Origin of the sequence: Pseudarthrobacter sulfonivorans (assembly GCF_001484605.1) — a bacterium.
In the GTDB taxonomy this organism is placed as follows: domain Bacteria; phylum Actinomycetota; class Actinomycetes; order Actinomycetales; family Micrococcaceae; genus Arthrobacter; species Arthrobacter sulfonivorans_A.
This window is the reverse complement of record NZ_CP013747.1, coordinates 3,869,951-3,891,355: the sequence shown is the minus strand read 5'-3', so window position 1 is coordinate 3,891,355 and position 21,405 is coordinate 3,869,951. Positions and strand designations below refer to the sequence as shown.

Genomic DNA, 21,405 nt, shown 5'->3' with positions numbered 1-21,405 from the left:
GATGCGAAGAGAGGTGTTTCATTTGTGCCTTCCTGCCGTGCAGGACAATGGGGGCCCGGCGTTGTGCCGGACCCCCATTCGCCTGGCGGCAAGTTAGATCCTGGAGACTACTTGGCCGTGATGTTGTAGTAGAGGATTCCGCCATTCCAGCCGGTTTCGGCCTTCACAACGTTTTCGCTCCACACAATCGGCTTTGCCTGGTCCCAGAGCGGCAGTCCGGGCAGGTCCTCGAAGAGGATCTCCTGGGCCTGGTTGAACTTGGCGTTCGCCTCGTCGGTGGTCTTGGCGGCAAGTCCTTCCTGGAGCAGCTTGTCGAACGCGGGGTTCGAGTACTTCTCGTAGTTGGAGGACGCGCCAGTTGCCCAGACCGGTCCGAGGAAGTTGTAGAGCGACGGGTAGTCGCCCTGCCAGCCGGCGCGGCTCAGACCCGGGAGGGACTGGGACTTGCGCAGGTTCAGCACTTCAGCGAACTTGGCGAACGGCTGGATTTCGGCCTGGATGCCGAGGTTGTTCTTGAAGCCGTTGGCTACGGCATCGATCCATTCCTTGTTGCCACCATCGGTGTTGGAGGCAATCTGCAGGGGCTTGGAGCCGTCGTACGGCTTGATCTTCTCGGCCTGGGCCCAGAGTTCCTTTGCCTTGGCTGCATCAAACTTCAGGACTTCGCTGCCCTTGAGGTCTGCCTTGAAACCGTCGATCACCGGCGGTGCGAAGGCCTTGGCCGGGGTACGTGTTCCGTTGAAGACAACCTTGGCGATCTCTTCGCGGTTGATGGCGTAGGACAGTGCCTGGCGGCGCAGCTTGCCGGCTTCACCCTGGAAGTTCGGGTTGTAGCCCGGGATGTTCAGCGTGGAGTCAGTGGCAACCGGCTTGGTGGCGTTGCGGTCCTGGAAGTCCGTGACGTAGGTCTTCAGTGCGTTGGACGGCAGGACGTCGGTGACGTCCAGGTTGTTGCCCTGAAGATCCGTGTATGCGGGGCCCGGATCCGTGTAGAACTTGAAGGTCACGCCGCCGTTCTTCGATTCGCGGGGACCGCTGTAGTCAGCGTTCTTGACGAGGGAGATCGACTGGTCATGTACCCAGGAACCGGTCTTTTCGAACTTGTACGGACCGTTGCCTACCGGGTTTTCGCCGAAGGCCTTCGGATCCGCCAGCGCTGCGGACGGCAGCGGGAAGAAGGCTGAGTAGCCAAGGCGGAGCGACCAGTCGGCTTCCGGCTGTGCCAGCTTCACCGTGAGGGTCGAATCGTCTGTAGCCGTCAGACCTGACATCGTTTCGGCGGTGGGCGCCGGCGTGGTGGTGGTCTTGCCATCAGCCGCTGTTTCGGTGGTCACGGCCGAGACATCTGCATAGCCCGCGATGGACTCAAAGAAGAATCCGTTGTTCTGCAGGTTCTTGGAGTTCGCCGCGAAGTTCCAGGAATCAACGAACGTCTTGGCGGTGATCGCTTCGCCGTTCGTGAACGTCTGGCCCTGCTTGACCTTGATGGTCCAGTTCTGGGCGTCAGTCGACTCAATGGACTCTGCAAGCGAGTTGACCGGCTTGCCGTCGGCGTCGTAGCTGCGAAGGCCTTCGAAGAGCAGCTCGACAACGCGGCCGCCGTAAACTTCGTTCGTATTTGCCGGCAGCAACGGGTTCTGTGGTTCGTTGCTGTACGCGGTGATCACCTTGTTGGGATCACCGGCCGACTGGCTGGCACCATCATTGCTGCCGCCTCCGGCGCCGCAGCCGGTCAGGGCAAGGGCAGCGATCGCCACCATGCCGAGTGCTTTGGAAGTGCGCGTGAAACGCATTCCGCCTCCTATGAGTTGTGGGAGATATTGAGGGGAAATCTTTTGCTCCCCGGCAGGCACATCACAGGTTCTCACTGTGACGTGGCCTACATATACGAGTAGCCTAACCGCACAAAGTCCAAATACTGGTACTCCGTTGTCAAACCGTAACCAGTTAACCGCCAATAACTAGCCGGTACCCGGAAGTTGCGCAAGTCACATGCTACTCGTTGGTAGGGGATGCTGCGAATCGAGGACGGGGGCGGGCTCCCACAACGGCGACAAGCCCCCGGGAGGGCCTATTTCAGGCGCCACTCCCACACATTCCACCAGACGCCCAAAGGGCCCGAGCTGGGCTTGATACCCGTCACGCGGCTGCTGAAAGCCACGGTTCCCGTGGTCTGGTACAGCGGCAGGCCGTAGGCACTTTCCCACACGCGTTTGTCGATGTCAGCCAACAGTTCGTCCTGCTTTGCCAGGTCCGTGGTGCCGGCCAGTTGCTCCATGGCTTTGTCCGCGTCGCCGTCGGAAAATCCGTTGAAGTTGCTGCCGCCACCGGTCTTAAAGATCTGCGGGACGCGGCTGACGCCGACCCCGGGTCCGATGGAACCGAGGATGGCGGCGTCGTAGCTGCCGCCGCCGAGCGCTTTCGCCCAGTCCGAACTGCCGAGGCCCGCGTCTTCAACGGTGAATCCGGCGAGGCGGGCGGAGTCGCGGATCAGGGAAAAGGCCCGCACACGGTTGGGGTTGTCCCTGTTGTACAGGATGCGGACCGTCGGGGCAGCATCCCGCAATCGCGACTTCGCGCCTTGAATGTCCAGGTCGGAGTAATCGGCCGAACCGTTGTTCTTCACGGTGTCCGGATACTTCGGATGGGGTGGCAGGAAGACGTGTGAGTCCAGGGGTTTCGCGTCGGCGACGAATCCGCCCACCACGTCATCCACGATCTCCTGCCGCGGAACAGTCTTCAGGAACGCCTCCCGGACATCCTTGTTGGCGAACGGTCCCGAAAAGTTGAGATCGAGGTGGTCGTAGCCGGACTGGCTGAAGCGCTGGACCGTGTTGCCCTGCTCCACCAGTCCGTCGAAGAGGCTTTCGGTGCCGGCAGAGGGCTGCGGGGCGATGATGTCCGCCTGGCCGTTCCTGAGCGCGGCAATGGCGGTAGAGGCGGCACCGGTGAACCGGACAGTGATGTCATCCAGATAGGGCTCGGCCCCCCAGACGTAGTCCCTGTTCCGGACCAGCCGTACCGAGGCGTCCGGCACGATGTCCCTGACGATGTAGGGGCCGCTGGAAAGGTACATGGCGGGATCATCAGGGAGCGTCTTGGTGTCGAAGCCGGAGTTCCAGAAGTCGCTGACGCGCTTCAGCGGGGCGTTGACTGAGGGCTGTTTGGGGTCGCCCCGGGGCGCGTCCTTGATCAGGTCCACGAGGTCGCCTTCGTCATTGAGGCCGCTTTTGGCGGCGACAACATGGGCGGGGAGCCCGACGTCGAACGCTACTTCCCAATCAGCGTACGGCGCGGCGTATTCCAGCGTGATGGAACGCCCGTCACTGCCGATCTCCGGGAGCGCGGTGGCCGCCAGGCCGCTCTTGTCAGCCGCAGCCGAAAAGTAGGTAGTGCCGGTCCCTGCCTCGGGGTCAGCGTCGTCGAAGTACCCCGAGCCGGCTGCCCAGGACAGGAGGAGGTCGCCAGCGTCGATAGCTTCGCCGTCGGACCATTTCACACCCTCGTTGACGGTGTATTTCACTTTCAGCGGCTTATCGGAGATCTTCTCGATGCGGCCGAATTTCTCGTTCCGGACCACCTTTTCGGTGTCATCAACGTAGTAGAAGCCCGAATGGGTGATGTGGCCGATCTTGGTGTTGATGTCCGTGTTTCCATCGGCACTGAACGGGTTGAAGGAGGTAAAGGCATTCACCTCGGCCACCGTAACGCTGCCGCCGCGTTTCGTCTCACCGACCACCACCGGCGGCGCACCCCCGGAAGCGGAGCACCCCGAGGTAACCAGCGCCGCAACGACGGCCCCGGTGATGACCTGAATCAGACGCCTCAGGGGCATGCCGTCTCCTTTGCCTGTCCGGAATCAGACGTTTGAAGCGGAACGTACCTTTATATACCCGCACCGACGTTGAAACTCCTTGTTTTCCTTGAATTCTAGCGGTTCCGGGCATGGGCCAATGTCGTCCGGATTTACCCTCTTGCGGACCTCTTACGGACCTTCTGCGGAATGGAGGCCCATTGATTGTCACACCAAAACGCTAGACTCACCGCGTCCACGAGCCTCCAACAGAACGGTCTCAGCCATGAACGCTATGAACACCACCACCAAAATGCCTAAGACAGTCCACGAGCTCATCCTGCTGGCCAAAGAAATGGTCTTGACGGCATCGGAGCTGCTGGCCGACTTCGAGCGGCGACGAACCTGGAGACCTGCTCCAACGGTGTCAGGCGCCGGGGTCGTGGCCGAGGACTGTGAGCAGATCCCGAAGCGACATCCTTACTTGCTCGTATCCGTGTTGATAGAAAAAGCGCGGTCATCTCGTGCAGGCCCGCGTCGTCGAGTTCGTGGATCATTTCCACTGTCTCCAGGATGAAGGCTTCGACCTCAGGGGGCAGCCGCCCAGGCCAGGCGGCGTTGACTTCCGGGTTGGTCACGATGTTGTGCCTTTCTCTTTCAATCTCTTCCAGACTCAAGCGTTCAGGCGGCGTGTGAGGTCGGTGTTGAGGCGCCGGACGGCGTCCAGTTCCTCGTCGCGTGCGTTGAGCAGCAACTGGCTGGGTCGATGTCCCGGGCGAGGGCCGGCGAACGATATTAGCGGCACCCGCCGCTGTCAGGGCAACGCGCCCGATCCTCAACGCACAGGTCTGCTCAGCACAACTGATGGTGCAACCCAACACAATTTCATCTATCGGAGACAGCCATGGCCCGCAAACTACCAATCGCAGCATCCATTTTCACGCTCACGACCGTTTTTGCCTTCACCGCAATCAGCACCCGGGCACAAGCTGCCGAACCCCGACCCCCGATAATCTTCGAGCTCAGCACAGTCGTTGATGCCACCAGTGTTTGGCGGCAGCTCCGCCGAACCACTGCGTATCCTGTACGAGTACACCCCCGAACTCGCACCCGGCAGCAGGCCTTTCGGCTCTTCGGGAGATGGAACGTTCGACAGCTACGCGCCGCTTGAATATTCGCTCTTGAGGGGTCCATGTGTGGTGCGGGTTGGCGCCGGGGTCCGAGCCCACGATTTGCGCTGGTCAGCGCCAGTGTTGGTGTGGTTGAGCGCCACCTGAAAAGCTCCTTCCACCGCGTGAGGGCCACGTGGTGGAAGGAGTACCGGTAATGGTACGGAAGATCAAGGCGAAGCTCATCTTGCAGTTGCGTAACCAGGGCCTGTCCGGCAGAGCGATCTCGCTTGCTCAGGGCATGTCCAGGCACAGCATTCAGGCGGTGATCGATGCTGCGGATCAGCTCGGGCTCGGTTGGGACGAGGTTGCGGAGAAGCCTGAGGGCGAGGTGTATCTGGCGCTGTTTCCCGGTCGCGGGGTGCGGGAGAGCGTGTTCGCGCAGCCGGACTGGGTCCAGGTGCACCGTGAGCTGGCCAGGGTTGGGGTGACGTTGAAGCTGCTGCACCAGGAGTATCTCGACGGGTGCAGTCGGGCCGGGCAAGCGGCGATGAGTTATGACCGGTTCTGCAGGCTTTACGGCGATTACGCCAACGTCACTGGCGCGTCGTCTCGGGTCGGCCATAAGGCCGGCCGCAGCGTCGAGGTCGACTGGTCCGGGCCGACGATGCAGCTCGTTGACCCGGCAACGGGAGAGGTCTCGAAGGTGTATTTGTTCGTCGCGTGCCTGCCGTTCAGCAGATACGCGTTCGTGGAGGCGACGTTGGATATGCGGCAGGAGTCGTGGCTGCGCGCGCATGCGGCGATGTTCGCATTCTTCGGCGGCACGGTCCCGCGGCTCGTCCCCGACAACCTCAAGACCGGGGTGATCTCTCACCCGCGCGAGGGCGAAGTCGTCCTCAACGAGGCCTATCGCGAGATGGCGGCGCATTATTCGGCGGCGGTACTACCGGGCCGGGTGCGGCGCCCGAAAGACAAAGCCAGCGTCGAAAACACTGTCTCCCACATCGCCACCTGGGTTATTGCGGGTCTGAGGCAGGAGCAGTTCACCAGCCTTGTGCAGCTGCGGGCCCGGATTGGGGAGCAGGTCGATGCCTATAACCGACAGCCGTTCCAGAAGCGGGAGGGCTCCCGGCTGAGCGTGTTCACGGCCGAGGAGAAGCCGCTGCTGCAACCGTTGCCGGCGGTGACTTTCGAGATCAGCACCTGGACATATGGGCGCAAAGTAGGCCGGAACGGACACGTGGTCTGGGCGAAAAACTTCTACTCCGTCCCGTTCACCCATATCGGCGCGCATGTTGATCTTCGCGTCACGGACACCATGCTCGAGATCTATCGTGGTGATGAGCGCCTGACCAGCCACCTGCTGCTGCCCGTGACGACGACGAACCAGTATCGGACGAACGAAGCCGACCTTCCCGAGGGGCACAGCTGGCAAGCCTGGGACCGAGCCCGGATCGACGCCTGGGCGTTACGGATGGGACCGGCGACCGGGACCGTGATCGAGAAGATCTTCGAGTCTGTCCGGATCGAGGAAGCCGGCTACGACCCAGCCCTGGCGGTCCTGCGCCTGTCTCGTAGGTTCTCACCAGCCCGGGTGGAAGCCGCATGCCAGCTCGCGCTGCGCGGGCCGATACGATCGCCCCGTTACGCCCACCTGCGGCCGATCCTGGACACCGGGCAGGACAAAACCGGGCACGTCGAGGAGCCTGATGACGACGATGGCGGATACGTGCGCGGTCCCGCTTACTACGCAGGAGGGACCCGATGAGCCGACTGGACACGGAAACCAAACGCAAGCTGCGGGAGATGAACGCGGGCGAGCTGCTGGAGGCCATAGATACCCAAGACGAGACGCTGAGCATCAGCCTGCCGTTCGAAGATCGTCTCCGGCTGGTCGTCGATGACGCCTACGCGTCGTTCACCCATGCCAAAGTCACCGGCCTGATCCGGCGGGCGGGGCTGCGCTACCCGAACGCTGACTTGCGCCGCATCGACCTCCTCGACGAGCGAGGTCTTGACCGGCCGCTGCTGAGCCAGCTCGGCACCTGCTCGTTCGTGGCCCGGCAGCAGAACGTTGTCTTCCAAGGGTTCACCGGGTCGGGGAAGTCCTACCTGGGATGCGCGATTGCTAAACGCGCATGCGAACACCGCATCCGCGCGCATTACGTCCGCATGCCCGACCTCGAGGAAGCCTGGGTCGCCGCCCAAGACACCCTTGGCGGATCCGGCAAGTTCCTGCGCAAATATGCGGCATTCACCCTGCTGGTCATTGATGAGTGGCTGCTGGATCGACCCACGGAATCGATGCGCACCATGCTGCTGGAACTGATGGAACGCCGCTACGGGGAGACGTCAACAGTGTTCTGCACCCAGTACTCGCAGAAGGACTGGCACCAGCGGCTCGGCTCCGGCGTTCACGCCGACGCGATCATGGACCGGATCATCCACAACACGATCTGGGTCGAGACAGGCAATTACAACATGCGCGAACACACAGCACTCGCAACCGCCTAGAAACCGTCACGGAGGGCGTCAGCGGCGCCAGGCCACGCGACCGCTGGCGCTCTCTCGCACGAACCCCGGCGCTGAACCGCACGAACAAGTGGCGCTCAAAGCTTCAAATACTCACCGCTCTTTAGGTTCTTCGTCGACGTGGGAAATGAGTGCGCGTTCATGGCAGGAGACGGTACCAGCGCCACGGTGTTCAACAACGCCGGACCAAACGAGGATTCCATTGACGTCAGGGCCGAGGGGGCCGCCCTGGCCGGCAAACAGCTGTTCGGGCTGGACCTCACAATCGCCAGGATCCTGCTCGTCGATGTGGACGGCACCATGTTCACGAGTACCGCGCTGCCGACATCACCCGTTTTTGTCGAGGACTCAGAATTTCAGCAGACTTTGGTCGAGCTGGTTGACCCGGTTACGAACGAGCCGACGATCTTGGAACCGGGGGACGCGCCATATTTTCTAAGCGTCTTCGACCCACTGGCTCACATCGCCGCCCTGCAGGATGAAGTCCGTGAAGCCCCGGTGAGCGCCGGCATGGTCAAGGATCTCCTCAAACCGCTTGAGGATGCCCACGCGCGTCTTGGCACTCTGACCCAGGAAAACGTCGATGAAGCGGCCAAGGAGCTGCAGAAATTCATCAAAATAGTCGAAATGCATCGAGCAAAGAAAATCCCGGCACCGATTGCTGATTCGCTGGGAGCGGCGGCGCAGCAGATCCTCGATAGCCTTCCTCGTGGGTGCGTCTGAGCGCTGGCCAGTCATGGAACAGAATCGTCGAGTCGATTCAGCGATGCGACGAAGGCGATCGTGTTGTGCATGGTCGAGCAATCCTCCATCCAGGCTCTGGACCGCACCCAGCCGTCCCTGCCGATGACGAAGGGCCGGGCGGAAACCAGGACGCATGACTACAAACGGCACCACCACCTTGTTCGGGGCCCTGGACGTGGCCACCGGGAAAGTCATCGGTTCCTGCCTGCCCAAGCACCGGCACGAAGAATTCCTGACATTCCTCAAGACCATCAATAAGGAAGTCCCGCACGGCCTCGATGTCCACCTGATCCTTGACAAGGACACCACGCACAAGCACCCTGACGTGAAGGCGTGGCTGGCGAAAAATCCCCGGTTCCAGCTACATTTCACCCCGACCTCGTCCTCGTGGCTTAACCTTGTCGAGCGCTGGTTCCGGGAACTGACGGACAAGGCCCTGCGCCGTGGAGCGTTTCATTCCGTACCGGACCTGATCAACAAGATCGACGAGTATCTCGCCTCTCACAACACCGAACCCAAACCACTGGTCTGGACCGCGACCGCAGACTCAATCCTCAAAAAAGTAGCCCGCGGCCGCGTCGCCTTCGAAACCATCAAACAAAACTGAGACAGACCACTAGTAGTACTTTGTTAGGTTTTGTCGTTCAGGTCTTTTAATCCTGTCGTTTTAATCCTGTCGGTGGTCTGTTAATTTCGGTGCATGCGGGATGACGAGATTGCGGCGGTGCGTGTGGAGCTGGAGGCCTTCGTGGCCGGGGTGTTCGCGTCGTTGCCGCGGAAGGATCAGCGGGCCAAGGGCAAGAAGGACGGGCCGTCCTCGCCCTGCGTGGCCCGGCAGTATTCGGGCACCCTGGGCAAGATCGGGAACTGCCAGATCGGCGTCAGCGTGCACGCTGCTACCGATGCGGCGTCCTGCCCGCTGGACTGGCGGCTCTTCGTGCCCGAGTCCTGGGATGATGCCTGCGCGGACACAAATGAGGACGCGGCCAGGATCCAGGAACGACGCGCCTGGGCAGGGATTCCGGACACGGTCCGCGGTCATCGTGGCGGATGCCGGCTACGGGGAAATCACCGCGTTCCGCCAGGGCCTGAGCGGACGGAGCATCCCGTACGTGCTCGCGGTCAAAGCCTCCATCAGCGCCCACAGCGCCGAGGCCGTGCCCGGGCCCGCCCGCTATGCCGGCCGAGGGCCCGGGGGACGGACCGGTACCGGCAGAAGCCCTCCTCGCTGCGGGAACTGGCTCTCGCAGCAGGCCGCAAGGAGCTACATCAGGCAACCTGGCGCCACGGCACGAAAACCGGGCCCGGGAACCGGACCGCGGCCATGAAATCACGCTTCCTTGCCCTGCGCATCAGACCGGCCAACCGGGACATTCCACTACTGGAAGACGGCACCCTGCCCGAGGCCTGGATGTTAGCCGAATGGCCGGCGAACGAGCCGTCACCCACCGACTACTGGATCTCGGACCTGCCCGCAGACACGGCACGGAAAACCCTCGTCAGACTCGCGAAAATGCGGTGGCGCATCGAACACGACTACCGAGAACTCAAAACCGGACTCGGCCTGTCCCACTTCGAAGGACGCTCTTTCACCGGCTGGCACCGCCACGTCACCCTCGTCACCGCAGCCCACCTCTTCATCACCCGGCTCAGGCTCACGAACCCAAAAGCAACTGGGGCAGCCTGAGCCTGTACGGCATCTTCAAAGAACTCCAACGAGTGATCGCCGCCTGGCTCGGATACTGCCCCCACTGCCAACAACGCGCCCCAACCTAACAAAGTACTACTAGATCTCCACGAAGTTGATCTGGGCGAACTTGTCCTCGCCTACGACAGACTTTATCCATTCGATGACGGCGACCGTGTCGGTGCGGTAGGAGAAGTCGGTTCCTCGGCACCAGGGGGCCAAGCCGAACGATGTCACGGCAACGATGTTGTTGGAGGTGAAGCCACCGTAGAAGACGGGGCCGCCGGAGTCACCGAGGCAGGTTCCGCCCCGGCCGGCACCGTTGCCGTTGGTTTGCAGGTTGAATCCGCCAGTAAGGGCACTCTTGAGGTTGGTCAGGCGAGATTGGGCCATGAGACGCTCAGCGGAGAATGTCTCGTGTACGGGGCTGATTTCATTCACGCCGTATCCGCTCGAGGTGAAGGTCACTGATTGCTGTCCCCGCGCGGTCGCAAGCCTGTCGAGCGACCCGGCTGTTGCCAGCGAACCGTATTCGTCCAGGAGTATCGGCTGCGCCAGGACAACGATGCCAGCGTCCCGCGTGTTGGGGAAGCCCGCGAAGTCATCGAACCCGAAGTTGTACAGTTCGTCCGAGGTCGCGCACTGGGTGCCGAGCGTCCCGTCGGCGCAGGTGTGGGGAAAACCAGTGATCGGGTCGATTTGCGTGAGCGGGTCGTAGTTGACGCCGGCATCCTGTTGGAAGTAGACGCGAGCCGTCGTTGCTCCTCCGGTGCAGTGGCCGGCGGTCAGGAACACGGTCGGGGTCAGGAGCGAGCCCGAACAGATGTGGCTGAACCCGCCGGTCTCATCATAGAACACGACCATTCCAACGAAGGGGTGTTCGAAATCTTCGACGTAATCGCCGGTGATGGCAGTAGCTGGCGTTGAGTTCCCCACGGCGAGGGCGCAGGCCACGACGATCCCGGCGAGTAGTTTCCGCATGATTCCTCCTTAGTTTTTGGCCGGACGGTCTCATGGACTTCCGGTCACTGCGTGCCGGGTGGCCCCAATGTGCTGATGCCCGGTCCACAGTTCCCAGTACACAGCCAAACGCCCCTGAAAACACGAGTAGTGTGTACTTGTTTTGGTCCCATCGAATGGGTACTGTGCCCGCTTGTAGGTTCCATCTCCTCGGAAATGGGATGGGGCAAAATGATTCCATGAATCTATTTGAGTCGGAGCTGCGCGTTATCGAGGCGGCCGAAGAATTGGCTGCGACTCTTGGAGAAGATAAGAACCACACGGTCGCTGCGGCTGCCGTGGACACGAGCGGGATCATTCATAGGGCTGTGAATGTCTACCACTTCACGGGTGGGCCATGTGCTGAATTCGTTGTGATGGGCGCAGCCGCCACAGCTGGTGCGCCCGGCGAAAAGGGTTGGCTCGTCGGTTCGTACGATTCCCAGCAGTTCCAGCCGGACTGCTTGAGTGGTGCCGGCCCGGGCAGTCCGAACCTGTGCGGCATAGGCGTTGATCTCGGCGCGTTCCTCTTCAGTCAGGGATTCAAGTTCGCTTTCACAGCGGTGGATCAGGTGCCGGACCCGGTCGATCTCTTCCGTGGAGGGCATGGCGCTGTCCCGGGCCCACGGTTCCAGTGCGCTGTCAGCGGCGGCAAGCCGTTCACGCGAGACCAGGAGTTGGGTCAGGTATTCCCCGAGCTCGGGGAGATAGGAAGGATCGGTGCGAAAGTGTGAGCAGCCCAGGCAGCGCATCCGGTAGGGGCAGCTATGGCCGCCGGCCTTGACGTTGCTGGGTTCCACACAGGTCCCAAAAGGAACGGCCACCGAGCCGACCTGGCCGCGGAGATCTTCCTCGCGCTCAAGGGACCGTAGCCCCGCGACGACGAGGGAACCGGTGTTGGTCAGCTGCAGCCGGCTGAGCCGGTTCATCGCCTCATGCCGACGAGCATGCGTCATCCGGTAGTAGCCCTGAGTGGTGCCCGGTTTCGAGTGGCCGAGCAAGTCCTGCAGCACCTCAAGCGGGATGCCAGCATCGGCGTGGTCTTGAGCCCACGTATGCCGCAGGGCGTAGGGGTAAACCTTCTGGCGCGAGAACGGCCTGTTCCCGTTGACCGGTTCCTCAGCGCCTGCCGCCCTGCCGTCCTCATCCATTTGCGGGCCGCGAAGCTCCGGCAGGACTTCCACCCACCGTCGCAGCGAGAGTCCCACATGATAAGCCACCGGGACGCCAGCTCGTGCGGCCCGTACTCCTCGTCCACCACGCCGTAGGAGGCCCCGATGTTCGGGGTCAGGATACGCAGACGTCGGTAGACAACCGCCATGGCAACAGGATAGAAGCCTGCGTGAGCGGTACCGAGAACCTCCCCCGAGTGTCGCTCGAACGGGCATCCGGCCAGTGAAGACCAGTGCTCAGCCGGTACCGAAACCAGGCTGAGGCACAATTACGCAGCGGCTTGCTGCGTAAACTCGAGGGCATGGAAAATGACATGATCTGCGATGCGTGGCTGGAAGGCCCGAAAGGTAAGACGCGCTACGAAGCTCCGGCGCCGTTTCAACGGGTACGGGTAGCGGACACAAACCAGTACCTCTGCCCTGACCATCTCGGCCCGGTGCTCATGCACGGCGCTAACCTGACGTGGCCGCCGGAGATCGAATGGCTGAGCCCCGACGAGCGGCCGTACAACTCGCTATCCCCTGAGCAGGCGGAGCGGAAGTTCGAGGCCTTCATGGAATCCATCCAAGGCGGGTTCTGACATGAAAATAGGAAACGTTTTTCTCCCGCCACGGCGGAGCGGAGCGCCCCTGGATAACTAACCGCGTAAGGATGTCCCACACGCTGCGGGACATTCGCGCGGCGGCTTGCTGGGTAATTCGTTGTTCATGAGAAACGGGCGGACATGACGGCGGGCGCTCGCTACAAGCATAGGTGGGGCGTCCTATTTCAGGTCGTGGCCAGTGCTGCCAAGTAGTTCTTGGCAGCACTGGGCCATGCCAAGGCAACCACGCCCCTGGACACCTATTCGCACCTGTGACCGACGGCGGAGGACCGCACCAGAGCCGCAGCGGGCGCCATGATGGACGACGCCCTGAACATTCCTGCGGACTCTGTGCGGACTGGCCTTGCTTATATCCACTGTTTACGCGGAAAACTGAGGCTAATCAGACGTTGAAGCGGAACTCCACTACATCGCCGTCAGCCATCACGTACTCTTTGCCTTCAATGCGTACCTTGCCACGGGACTTGGCTTCAGCCATGGAACCGGCCTCGATGAGGTCATGGAAGGAAACCACTTCAGCCTTGATGAAGCCACGCTGGAAGTCGCTGTGGATGACGCCTGCTGCCTGCGGCGCGGTGGCGCCCTGGTGGATGGTCCAGGCGCGTGTCTCCTTCGGACCGGCCGTGAGGTAGGTCTGGAGGCCCAGGGTGTGGAAGCCGACGCGTGCCAGCTGGTCGAGGCCGGACTCGTCCTGTCCGTTCATCTCCAGCATTTCGCGCGCTTCCTCCTCGTCCAGCTCCACGAGGTCGGATTCGAGCTTCGCGTCCAGGAAGATGGCGTCCGCCGGGGCCACCATGGCCCGCAGTTCGTCCTGCTTCTCCGGGCTGCCCAGGATGCCTTCGTCGGAGTTGAAGACGTAGATGAACGGCTTCGCGGTCAGGAGGCTGAGCTCCTTGAGGTGCTCCATCTCCAGCTTGTCGCTCTTGATCGAGGAGAAGACCGTGTCCCCGCGTTCCAGGACCGCCTGCGCAGCCTTGATGGCTGCCAGCTCGGCGGCTTCCCGCTTCTTGATCTTGACTTCTTTTTCGATCCGGGGAATGGCATTTTCGATGGTCTGAAGGTCAGCCAGGATCAGCTCTGTGTTGATGGTTTCCATGTCCGAGCGGGGATCCACTTTGCCGTCGACGTGGATGACGTCGGGATCATCAAACACCCGGACCACCTGGGCGATGGCCTCGGCCTCGCGGATGTTGGCAAGGAACTTGTTGCCCAGGCCTTCGCCCTCCGATGCACCCTTCACGATGCCGGCGATGTCCACGAAGGACACCGGAGCGGGCAGGAGGCGCTGCGAGCCAAAGATGTCAGCGAGCTGCTGGAGCCGGGGATCCGGCAAGTTCACGACGCCGACATTGGGTTCGATGGTAGCGAACGGATAGTTCGCAGCCAGCACCTGGTTCCGGGTCAGTGCGTTGAAAAGAGTTGATTTGCCGACGTTGGGCAGTCCGACGATGCCAATAGTAAGAGCCACGAGCATTGATTCTACCGGTTGCCGGACGCATGGGCCCCAGGCGGTCCCCCGCAGTGTCGGCACATGTTGGAACGCCTGGCCGAATATGTCGGTTCCGTAAATTGTCATAGGGTCATGCCACAGTGAGGATATGGATGCTTTAGCCCTGATTCTTGCCCTGTTGATGCTGCTGGTGGGTGCCGTCGCCGGCGCCGCCGCCACCTACTTTTCCCTCCGCCGGCACAGTCGTGCCCTGGAGGAGGACTTCGACGCCGTCTCGTCGCGGCTTTCCGAGGTCAGCGCCCAGTTCGCGGCCGCGGACGCGGAGCGCCGCCTGCTCTCGATGCAGAACCGGGAACTCGGCGAGTCCCGCAACCAGGACGGGAGCGTCCTCCGGGCACTCGCCCCAGTGGCGGAAAAGCTGACCGCGGTGCAGCAGCAGGTGGCACTGCTGGAACGCGACCGCCTTGAACAGTACGGCCAGCTGGCGCAACAACTTCAGGAGGCCAGGCTTTCGGATGCCCAGCTGATCCGGTCCACGCACGCCCTCGAGTCAGCGTTGCGGTCCAACAGTGCTCGTGGACAGTGGGGCGAAGTTCAATTGCGCCGCGTGGTTGAGGCATCGGGCATGCTCAAGCACGTGGATTTCCTGGAGCAGGTCCACAGTGCCGGGGCCGATTCAACGATCCGTCCCGACCTCGTCGTCCAGCTGCCGGGCCAGAAGCAGCTGGTGGTGGACGCCAAGGTGCCGTTGTCCTCTTACCTGGAGGCCCAGGAGCTGGGTGCGCGTCAGGACGCGGGTACAACCGGGAATCCCGGCAGCCAGCAATCCCTGCTGACCGCCCACGCCAAGGCGCTGCGGGCCCACGTGGACTCGCTCAGCAACAAGAAGTACTGGGACATCCCCGGGAACTCCCCCGAGCTGGTGATCTGCTTCCTGCCGGCCGAATCCATCCTGGCCGCCGCCCTGACAGCTGATGCGACGCTGTTGGACCACGCGCTTTCCAGGAATGTGGTTCTTGCCTCGCCGAGTACGCTGCTCGCGGTGCTCAAATCGGTGGCTTTCACGTGGCGCCAGGACGTGCTGACGGACAGTGCGCGGGAACTGTTCGACCTCGCCCGCCAGCTGTACGAACGCATGGGAACGCTCGGCGACAACGTGGGCAAGCTGGGTTCGTCCCTGAAGTCCTCGGTGGACCGGTACAACGCCCTGATCGGCACCCTGGAAGCGCGGATCCTGCCCACCGCACGGAAGCTCAATGCCATGGATGAATCCGGGCTGCTCACCCCGCCGGCACTCGAGGTCACGCCGCGTACGCTGGCGGCCCCGGAGTTTCAGCAGGACGAAGCCGCCGCCTGACGTGCCGGAGACTTGTCAGTTGCGGGAGCGGCGGCCGCCGAGCGCCCGGCTGACGTCTCCGGCTTCCTTCAGGGTTGCGCGGAGTTCCTTAGGCAACGAGAAAAGGAGGTCTTCTTCGGCCGTGACAACTTCTTCCACGGAGCCATAGCCGTAGTCGGCCAGCAGTCGCAGGACGTCCGTGACGAGGATCTCCGGCACAGAAGCCCCTGATGTGACTCCGACTGTTGCCACGCCTTCAAACCACGCCTCGTCCACTTCGTTGGCGAAGTCCACACGGTAGGAGGCCTTGGCACCGTACTCCAGCGCGACTTCCACCAGGCGGACCGAGTTCGAGGAGTTGGCCGATCCCACCACAATGACTAGGTCAGCCTGGGGGGAGATCTTCTTGATGGCCACCTGACGGTTGGTGGTGGCGTAGCAGATGTCGTCGCTGGGCGGATCCTGCAGGGTGGGGAACCGATCCTTCAGCAGGCGGACCGTTTCCATGGTCTCGTCCACGCTGAGGGTGGTCTGGGACAGCCAGATGACCTTTTCCGGATCCCTGACGGTTACCTTGTCCACTTCATGGGGACCGTTAATGATCTGGATATGTTCCGGGGCTTCGCCGGCGGTGCCCTCAACTTCTTCGTGACCGTCGTGGCCGATCAGCAGGATGTCGAAGTCGTCTTTGGCGAACCTCACGGCTTCCTTATGAACCTTTGTCACCAACGGGCAGGTGGCGTCAATGGTGCGCAGCCCGCGGTCTTCGGCTGACTGGACGACGGCCGGGGATACCCCGTGGGCGGAAAAGATCACCAGGGCGCCCTCTGGGACCTCGTCCGTCTCGTCGACGAAGATGGCACCCTGGGCCTCCAGCGAGCTCACCACGTGGACGTTGTGCACGATCTGCTTCCGGACGTAAACCGGCGGACCGTAGTGTTCCAAGGCCTTCTCGACGGCGATCACGGCTCGGTCCACCCCGGCGCAATAGCCGCGGGGCGCAGCCAGGAGTACCTTTTTGGGACCGGTCACCGGAGCCGCGGCGGCTACCTCCTCAGGCGAGCGCCGCCTGCGCGGGACAGTTGGCATCGAGAGGGACACAGCTGAGGAAGTCATCCCTCCATGCTACCGGGTTGGGGCCGCCGCCCCGGCGAGGCGATCCGGATCACAAGGGCCGCCGCAACCAGCACACCGCCGGATATCGCTGCACCACCGACCCAGGATTGGAAGCTGCTGGAAGCGGCCTCCACAAACGCATCTTTGAACATATCCGAAAGCCCATTGCCGCTCGCCGCCCCGATGACGGCATCCCTCGCGAGTTGCGAGCCGGCAGACCACAGACCGGCCAGTACCAGCGCCGCAAGTCCCGCAGCGAAAGCCACTGACCAGCGACGACGGGCGGAAACCAGGGCCAACGCAAAGGCGATTCCCGCTCCGATGGCAAGGGAGTAGCCGAGCGGCGCGTAGGCGGATACCCTCTCGACCATTTGGCGCTGCTCAGGCTCTCCGACGTTAACCAGCGTCTGCTCCGGCGCAGTCAGCGGGAGTCCGGTGGTGCGTGCGAGCTCCTCCGTCGCCAGCGCCACCAGGGGTGCCACGTCCAACGTAAGCGACGACGGGGAGCCAGGTTCGGCGGGAACCGATGCGGGTGCGGCGAAGCTGAGCCGGTGGCTCTTCCGCAGTGTTTCCTCCCAGGCCGCCGGGTAGCCGGGCAAGGCTGTGAGGGAACCGGCAGCCGCCTCAAGCACTGGCGTGACCAGACCTGCCAGGGCGTCCGGGATGGCCCCTGTATCGATGGTGCCCACAGCGGCCGCGGCGAGCCGCTGCTGGAATTCTGCGTCCTGCCCCAGGGGAGCGGCCAGGGCCACAAAGCCATCCTCCTGAACCACGTTGCGGTCAAGCCAGATGGCGGGTACGGCCAGGGCGGACAGCAAAACGCCCACGACGACGGCGATGGCTGAAACGAAGGTGCGCAAAACGGGTCCTCACGGGTTGGCGGCAGCACAGCCATCATAGGGCTGGTGTCTGGACAAAGAATGTCAGTCTCGGGTGATACAGCTTATGGATAAGGTTGAATGGCAACCGCCAGCTCACTGACGGCCGCCTTTCAAGCACGAACCGCTACCTGCCGAACAAAGGACCACCATGCCGCCACCCACAGTTTCCCGGGGCAGTGGACATGTCTGAACAGGCTGCGCTGCCCGGCGCAGCTGCCACCACGTTGCCTGCCACGGCTGCTGAGACCAGCCCGGACAATCCATGGCCGCTGCAGTTGCTGTCCCAGAAACTCAAGGCCCATATCGATCGCACCCCGTCCGCATGGGTCGAAGGCCAGGTCATCGAAATGAACCGCCGCGGGGGTAACGCGTACCTCACCCTCCGGGACGTGGACGCGGAAGTTTCCCTGCCGGCGTCGGTCTGGACCAAGGTTCTGGACCGGCAGAACATGCCCCTGGAGCGTGGCTCCCGCGTGGTGGCCTTGCTCAAGCCGGAGTTCTGGCTGAAGACCGGGCGGCTCAACATGCAGGTTCGGGACATCAGGCCTGTAGGGCTTGGCGACCTGCTAGCGCGGATCGAACGGTTGCGCCAGGCTCTCTCCGCCGAGGGGCTGTTTGCCGATTCACGGAAGAAACCACTGCCGCTGCTCCCGCACCGTATCGGCCTGATTACCGGACGGGACTCCGACGCCAAAAAAGACGTCGTCCAAAACGCGGCACTGCGCTGGCCCGCAGTTGAATTCGAGATCCGGGAAGTGGCGGTCCAGGGCAACACCGCGGTCTCGCAAATTATCCGCGCCCTGCAGGAACTGGACAGCCGCCCCGACGTGGACGTCATTGTCATCGCCCGGGGCGGCGGAGCCTTGGAGGACCTGCTGCCTTTCAACAGCGAGGAACTGATCCGTGCTGTCGCGGCCACGGCCACCCCGGTGGTCAGCGCCATCGGACATGAGGCGGACCGTCCCCTTCTCGACGACGTGGCGGACCTGCGCGCGTCGACGCCCACTGATGCGGCCAAGCGGATCGTGCCTGACGTTGCCGAGGAACTGGCGGGCGTGCGCCAGGCACGGGAGCACCTGCGCAGGAGCATCGGCAGGCTCGTGGACAGGGAGTCGGACCGGTTGTCCGCACTCCATTCCCGGCCTGTTCTGGCCACGCCGGAAGCCATGGTCACCGGACGAGCGGAGGAAATCGAACGCCTCCTGCGGAGATCATCGGCCGCTGTCAGTTCAACGGTGGTACGGGCGGCTGACCAGCTGGTTCACCTGCAGGCCCAGGTCCGTGCCCTGTCACCACAAAAGACGCTGGACCGCGGCTATGCCGTGGTCGAACTGGCCAACGACCGGCCGGCCCGTGCCACTGAAGCTGCCGGCCACGCTGTGGTCCGAGACCCGTCGGAGGCGCCGTCGGGAACTGCGTTGTCCGTACGCGTAGCCCATGGCCTGTTCGGCGCCACTTCCACTGGGGAACTTCAACAAGGAGAAGCACATGCCCGAAACAAAGCCTGACCCGGAAATCCAAGCATTGAGCTATGAGGAAGCCCGCGAACAGCTGGTGCAGGTGGTGGGGAAGCTTGAGGCGGGCGGCGCCAGCCTCGAGGAATCCCTGGCACTCTGGGAACGCGGAGAAGCCCTGGCAAAGCGCTGCGAGGAGTGGCTGGAGGGCGCCCGCAAGCGGCTCGCTGCCGCCCGCGACCAGCCGCTCTGACCAACCCTCTGACCACCAAGTGCGGGCCTACCCCTCGGAACAACCCGCCCCAGGTCAGGACCGATCAACCAGTTCCCGTTCGATGGGGACATCGAACTCAGCTTTTGGCCATTCCAGCTTCATGTCAGACAGCGCGCCCAGCACCAACTGCTGCACGGCGATCCTGGCGTACCATTTTTTGTTGGCCGGAACCACGTGCCAGGGTGCCGCTTCCGTGTTGGTCTCGTCGAAGGCAGCCTGGTAGGCGCCCATGTAGTCGCCCCAGAACGCCCGTTCCTTGAGGTCATTGCTGCTGTATTTCCAGTGCTTGGCGGGGTTGTCAAGCCTGGCAAGGAGCCGGGTCTTTTGTTCATCCTTGCTGATATTGAGCATCACCTTGATGATTTTGGTTCCGGCATCGGTCTGGCGCGCCTCGAACTCGTTGATGGCCCGGTAGCGGCGCTTAAGTTCGGCAGGCGTCGCCCAGTTATGGACCCGGTGGATCAGGACGTCCTCATAGTGGGAGCGGTCGAAGATGCCCACCATGCCCGCTCCAGGCACCTCCTTCTCGATCCGCCAGAGGAAGTCATAGGACTTCTCTTCCTCGGTGGGCGCCTTGAAGGCCTTGAACTGGACGCCCTGCGGATCCATGGTGGCCATGACATGGTTGACGATTCCGCCCTTGCCCGCGGTGTCCATGGCCTGCAGGATCAGCAGAAGCCGTTTTTTCCCGCCGAAGCGCGAGGCCGCGAACAGCTTTTCCTGAAGTTCGGCCAACGCGCCGTCCAGTTCAGCCAGAATTGTCTGGCCATCGGCTTTGTTGCCCTTGTAACCGGGCGTCGCGTCAGGGTCGGCGTCGGCCAGCGAGAAGCCTTTCCCCACCCTCAGCGTATCGACGGGGTGCTGCTTGAACTCAACCAAGTCGGCCATGGGGTTCCTTTGTCCGCAGGTGGCCGCGCCGGAAGGCGCGTCACCACAGGCTAGTTCCCTTGGTACCGGCTAAGGAAGTCCCCCATGCGTCCGATCGCTTCTTCAATGTCCTTGACGTTCGGCAGCGTGACCATGCGGAAGTGGTCGGGCCGGACCCAGTTGAACGCCCGGCCGTGGGACACCAGGATCTTCTGCTCCTTCAGCAGGTCCAGGACAAATTTCTCGTCATCACGGATGTGGAAGACTTCCGGATCCAGGCGCGGGAACAGGTACAGCGCGCCACGGGCCTGCTGCGTGCTCACACCCGGGATCGCGTTGAGCATGTCGTAGGCCTTGTTCCGCTGTTCCAGCAGCCTGCCGCCAGGGAGGATGAGGTCGTTGATGCTCTGGTAGCCGCCGAGGGCGGTCTGGATGGCGTGCTGGGCGGGCACGTTGGCACAGAGGCGCATGTTGGCCAGGAGGCTGATGCCCTCCAGATAATCGGAGGCATCCTTCTTGGGGCCCGAGATGGCCATCCAGCCGGCACGGTAGCCGCAGACGCGGTAGGCCTTGGACAGCCCACTGAAAGTGAGGCAAAGGACGTCGTCGCCCGTAAGCGCGGCCATGTTGATGTGCACGGCGTCCTCGTACAGGATCTTTTCGTAGATTTCATCGGCGAAAAGGATCAGGCCGTGCTTCTCGGCCAGCGCCACGATCTTCTTCAGCGTCTCTTCCGGATAGACCGCGCCCGTGGGGTTGTTGGGGTTGATCACCACGATGCCCTTGGTGCGCGGCGTGATCTTGGCTTCAAGATCCTCAAGGTCCGGCTGCCAGCCTGATTCCTCATCGCAGAGGTAGTGCACGGGCTTCCCGCTCGCAAGGGCAACGGAAGCGGTCCAGAGCGGGTAGTCCGGTGTGGGGATCAGTACCTCGTCGCCGTCGTTGAGCAGCGCCATGAGGGACATGGTGATCAGTTCGCTGACGCCGTTGCCCAGGTAGATGTCGTCCACATGGATGTTCTGGATTCCGCGGGTCTGGTAGTACTGGGAGACCGCGGTCCGGGCCGAGAAGATGCCCCGGGAGTCGCTGTAACCCTGGGCATGGGGCAGATGGCGGATCATGTCCACCAGGATCGCGTCCGGGGCTTCAAATCCAAACGGCGCAGGGTTTCCGATGTTCAGTTTGAGGATCCGGTGACCCTCCGCCTCCATCTGCTGGGCGGCCTGAAGAATCGGTCCACGGATGTCGTATAGGACGTTGTGAAGCTTGGTGGACTGCTTGAATTCTGCCATCCATCAAATATGCCATATGACGGATGTACTTCCGTTGAGACCTCAGACACAGACGTGTGGAGAGCGGACGACGGCGGCTGCCGGCCCGTGT

Annotated in this window: 17 protein-coding genes and 1 pseudogene; 9 read left to right on the top strand and 9 right to left on the bottom strand. The window is 62.6% G+C overall.

What is annotated here, in order from left to right:
• Positions 1 to 107: 107 nt before the first annotated feature.
• Both AU252_RS17665 and AU252_RS17660 read right to left on the bottom strand, forming a co-directional pair.
• Positions 108 to 1,793 (bottom strand): peptide ABC transporter substrate-binding protein, encoded by a 1,686-nt coding sequence (locus AU252_RS17665; RefSeq protein WP_058931837.1) that lies wholly within the window; start codon positions 1,791 to 1,793, stop codon positions 108 to 110.
• Positions 1,794 to 2,071: 278 nt separating this feature from the next.
• The gene (locus tag AU252_RS17660; protein WP_058931836.1) at positions 2,072 to 3,835 is read right to left on the bottom strand and encodes an ABC transporter family substrate-binding protein; all 1,764 of its coding nucleotides are present in this window, start codon (positions 3,833 to 3,835) and stop codon (positions 2,072 to 2,074) included.
• A gap of 1,284 nt (positions 3,836 to 5,119) precedes the next feature.
• On the opposite strand from AU252_RS17660, the gene istA reads away from it, so the two are divergent.
• From istA to AU252_RS17635, 5 genes and pseudogenes are all read left to right on the top strand, one after another.
• Positions 5,120 to 6,673, top strand: coding sequence for an IS21 family transposase (gene istA / locus AU252_RS17655; protein ID WP_058931835.1), 1,554 nt, complete (start codon positions 5,120 to 5,122; stop codon positions 6,671 to 6,673).
• Positions 6,670 to 7,419, top strand: coding sequence for an ATP-binding protein (locus tag AU252_RS17650; protein WP_058931834.1), 750 nt, complete (start codon positions 6,670 to 6,672; stop codon positions 7,417 to 7,419). The genes istA and AU252_RS17650 overlap by 4 nt, the downstream gene beginning before the upstream one ends.
• Before the next feature lie 159 nt (positions 7,420 to 7,578).
• Positions 7,579 to 8,160: a hypothetical protein gene (locus tag AU252_RS17645; RefSeq protein ID WP_058931833.1), complete on the top strand. Its 582-nt coding sequence runs from the start codon at positions 7,579 to 7,581 to the stop codon at positions 8,158 to 8,160.
• A 51-nt stretch (positions 8,161 to 8,211) separates the two neighbouring features.
• Positions 8,212 to 8,788: pseudogene (locus AU252_RS17640) on the top strand (IS630 family transposase); the annotation flags it as partial.
• Between the two features lie 93 nt (positions 8,789 to 8,881).
• The gene (locus tag AU252_RS17635) at positions 8,882 to 9,868 is read left to right on the top strand and encodes an IS701 family transposase (RefSeq protein ID WP_430929452.1); all 987 of its coding nucleotides are present in this window, start codon (positions 8,882 to 8,884) and stop codon (positions 9,866 to 9,868) included.
• 99 nt (positions 9,869 to 9,967) lie between these two features.
• Here the strand turns inward: AU252_RS17635 and AU252_RS17630 are convergent, their stop codons facing one another.
• Positions 9,968 to 10,849: a trypsin-like serine protease gene (locus tag AU252_RS17630; protein WP_058931832.1), complete on the bottom strand. Its 882-nt coding sequence runs from the start codon at positions 10,847 to 10,849 to the stop codon at positions 9,968 to 9,970.
• 224 nt (positions 10,850 to 11,073) lie between these two features.
• The gene (locus AU252_RS24650; RefSeq protein ID WP_167349842.1) at positions 11,074 to 12,087 is read right to left on the bottom strand and encodes a tyrosine-type recombinase/integrase; all 1,014 of its coding nucleotides are present in this window, start codon (positions 12,085 to 12,087) and stop codon (positions 11,074 to 11,076) included.
• A gap of 254 nt (positions 12,088 to 12,341) precedes the next feature.
• On the opposite strand from AU252_RS24650, the gene AU252_RS17620 reads away from it, so the two are divergent.
• Positions 12,342 to 12,620 carry a hypothetical protein gene (locus tag AU252_RS17620; protein ID WP_157769013.1) on the top strand — a complete coding sequence of 93 codons (279 nt, stop codon included), beginning with the start codon at positions 12,342 to 12,344 and terminating at the stop codon, positions 12,618 to 12,620.
• Between the two features lie 406 nt (positions 12,621 to 13,026).
• Here the strand turns inward: AU252_RS17620 and ychF are convergent, their stop codons facing one another.
• Positions 13,027 to 14,112, bottom strand: a complete 1,086-nt coding sequence (gene ychF / locus AU252_RS17615) for a redox-regulated ATPase YchF (protein ID WP_058933031.1) — start codon at positions 14,110 to 14,112, stop codon at positions 13,027 to 13,029.
• A 130-nt stretch (positions 14,113 to 14,242) separates the two neighbouring features.
• Between ychF and AU252_RS17610 the strand changes: the two genes are divergently transcribed.
• Positions 14,243 to 15,451, top strand: coding sequence for a DNA recombination protein RmuC (locus tag AU252_RS17610; protein ID WP_058931829.1), 1,209 nt, complete (start codon positions 14,243 to 14,245; stop codon positions 15,449 to 15,451).
• A 15-nt stretch (positions 15,452 to 15,466) separates the two neighbouring features.
• Here AU252_RS17610 and AU252_RS17605 read toward each other — a convergent pair whose 3' ends face one another.
• Both AU252_RS17605 and AU252_RS17600 read right to left on the bottom strand, forming a co-directional pair.
• Positions 15,467 to 16,546, bottom strand: a complete 1,080-nt coding sequence (locus AU252_RS17605; protein WP_058931828.1) for a 4-hydroxy-3-methylbut-2-enyl diphosphate reductase — start codon at positions 16,544 to 16,546, stop codon at positions 15,467 to 15,469.
• Entirely contained in the window at positions 16,543 to 17,406 is an 864-nt protein-coding gene (locus AU252_RS17600; protein WP_058931827.1) for a hypothetical protein, read from the bottom strand. The genes AU252_RS17605 and AU252_RS17600 overlap by 4 nt, the downstream gene beginning before the upstream one ends.
• A 203-nt stretch (positions 17,407 to 17,609) precedes the next feature.
• Here AU252_RS17600 and xseA point away from each other — a divergent pair, with 203 nt between their 5' ends.
• Together xseA and AU252_RS17590 are read left to right on the top strand one after the other, a co-directional pair.
• A complete protein-coding gene (gene xseA, locus AU252_RS17595; RefSeq protein ID WP_058933030.1) occupies positions 17,610 to 18,935 on the top strand; it encodes an exodeoxyribonuclease VII large subunit in 1,326 nt (441 codons plus the stop codon).
• Positions 18,916 to 19,134 (top strand): exodeoxyribonuclease VII small subunit, encoded by a 219-nt coding sequence (locus AU252_RS17590; protein WP_058931826.1) that lies wholly within the window; start codon positions 18,916 to 18,918, stop codon positions 19,132 to 19,134. Before xseA ends, AU252_RS17590 begins: the two co-directional genes overlap by 20 nt.
• Positions 19,135 to 19,188: 54 nt before the next feature.
• On the opposite strand, the gene AU252_RS17585 is transcribed toward AU252_RS17590, so the two are convergent.
• Both AU252_RS17585 and AU252_RS17580 read right to left on the bottom strand, forming a co-directional pair.
• On the bottom strand, positions 19,189 to 20,043 hold the full coding sequence (locus tag AU252_RS17585) for a polyphosphate kinase 2 family protein (RefSeq protein ID WP_058931825.1): 855 nt from the start codon (positions 20,041 to 20,043) through the stop codon (positions 19,189 to 19,191).
• 50 nt (positions 20,044 to 20,093) lie between these two features.
• A complete protein-coding gene (locus AU252_RS17580; RefSeq protein ID WP_058931824.1) occupies positions 20,094 to 21,314 on the bottom strand; it encodes a pyridoxal phosphate-dependent aminotransferase in 1,221 nt (406 codons plus the stop codon).
• Positions 21,315 to 21,405 lie beyond the last annotated feature (91 nt).

What these genes read in the sequence shown, in the direction of transcription:
- AU252_RS17665 (WP_058931837.1), bottom strand. Translation starts at nt 1,793, where the DNA reads ATGCGTTTCACGCGCACTTCCAAAGCACTCGGCATGGTGGCGATCGCT.
- AU252_RS17660 (WP_058931836.1), bottom strand. Translation starts at nt 3,835, where the DNA reads ATGCCCCTGAGGCGTCTGATTCAGGTCATCACCGGGGCCGTCGTTGCG.
- istA (WP_058931835.1), top strand. Translation starts at nt 5,120, where the DNA reads ATGGTACGGAAGATCAAGGCGAAGCTCATCTTGCAGTTGCGTAACCAG.
- AU252_RS17650 (WP_058931834.1), top strand. Translation starts at nt 6,670, where the DNA reads ATGAGCCGACTGGACACGGAAACCAAACGCAAGCTGCGGGAGATGAAC.
- AU252_RS17645 (WP_058931833.1), top strand. Translation starts at nt 7,579, where the DNA reads ATGGCAGGAGACGGTACCAGCGCCACGGTGTTCAACAACGCCGGACCA.
- AU252_RS17635 (WP_430929452.1), top strand. Translation starts at nt 8,882, where the DNA reads ATGCGGGATGACGAGATTGCGGCGGTGCGTGTGGAGCTGGAGGCCTTC.
- AU252_RS17630 (WP_058931832.1), bottom strand. Translation starts at nt 10,849, where the DNA reads ATGCGGAAACTACTCGCCGGGATCGTCGTGGCCTGCGCCCTCGCCGTG.
- AU252_RS17620 (WP_157769013.1), top strand. Translation starts at nt 12,342, where the DNA reads ATGGAAAATGACATGATCTGCGATGCGTGGCTGGAAGGCCCGAAAGGT.
- AU252_RS17610 (WP_058931829.1), top strand. Translation starts at nt 14,243, where the DNA reads ATGGATGCTTTAGCCCTGATTCTTGCCCTGTTGATGCTGCTGGTGGGT.
- AU252_RS17605 (WP_058931828.1), bottom strand. Translation starts at nt 16,546, where the DNA reads ATGACTTCCTCAGCTGTGTCCCTCTCGATGCCAACTGTCCCGCGCAGG.
- xseA (WP_058933030.1), top strand. Translation starts at nt 17,610, where the DNA reads ATGTCTGAACAGGCTGCGCTGCCCGGCGCAGCTGCCACCACGTTGCCT.
- AU252_RS17590 (WP_058931826.1), top strand. Translation starts at nt 18,916, where the DNA reads ATGCCCGAAACAAAGCCTGACCCGGAAATCCAAGCATTGAGCTATGAG.
- AU252_RS17585 (WP_058931825.1), bottom strand. Translation starts at nt 20,043, where the DNA reads ATGGCCGACTTGGTTGAGTTCAAGCAGCACCCCGTCGATACGCTGAGG.
- AU252_RS17580 (WP_058931824.1), bottom strand. Translation starts at nt 21,314, where the DNA reads ATGGCAGAATTCAAGCAGTCCACCAAGCTTCACAACGTCCTATACGAC.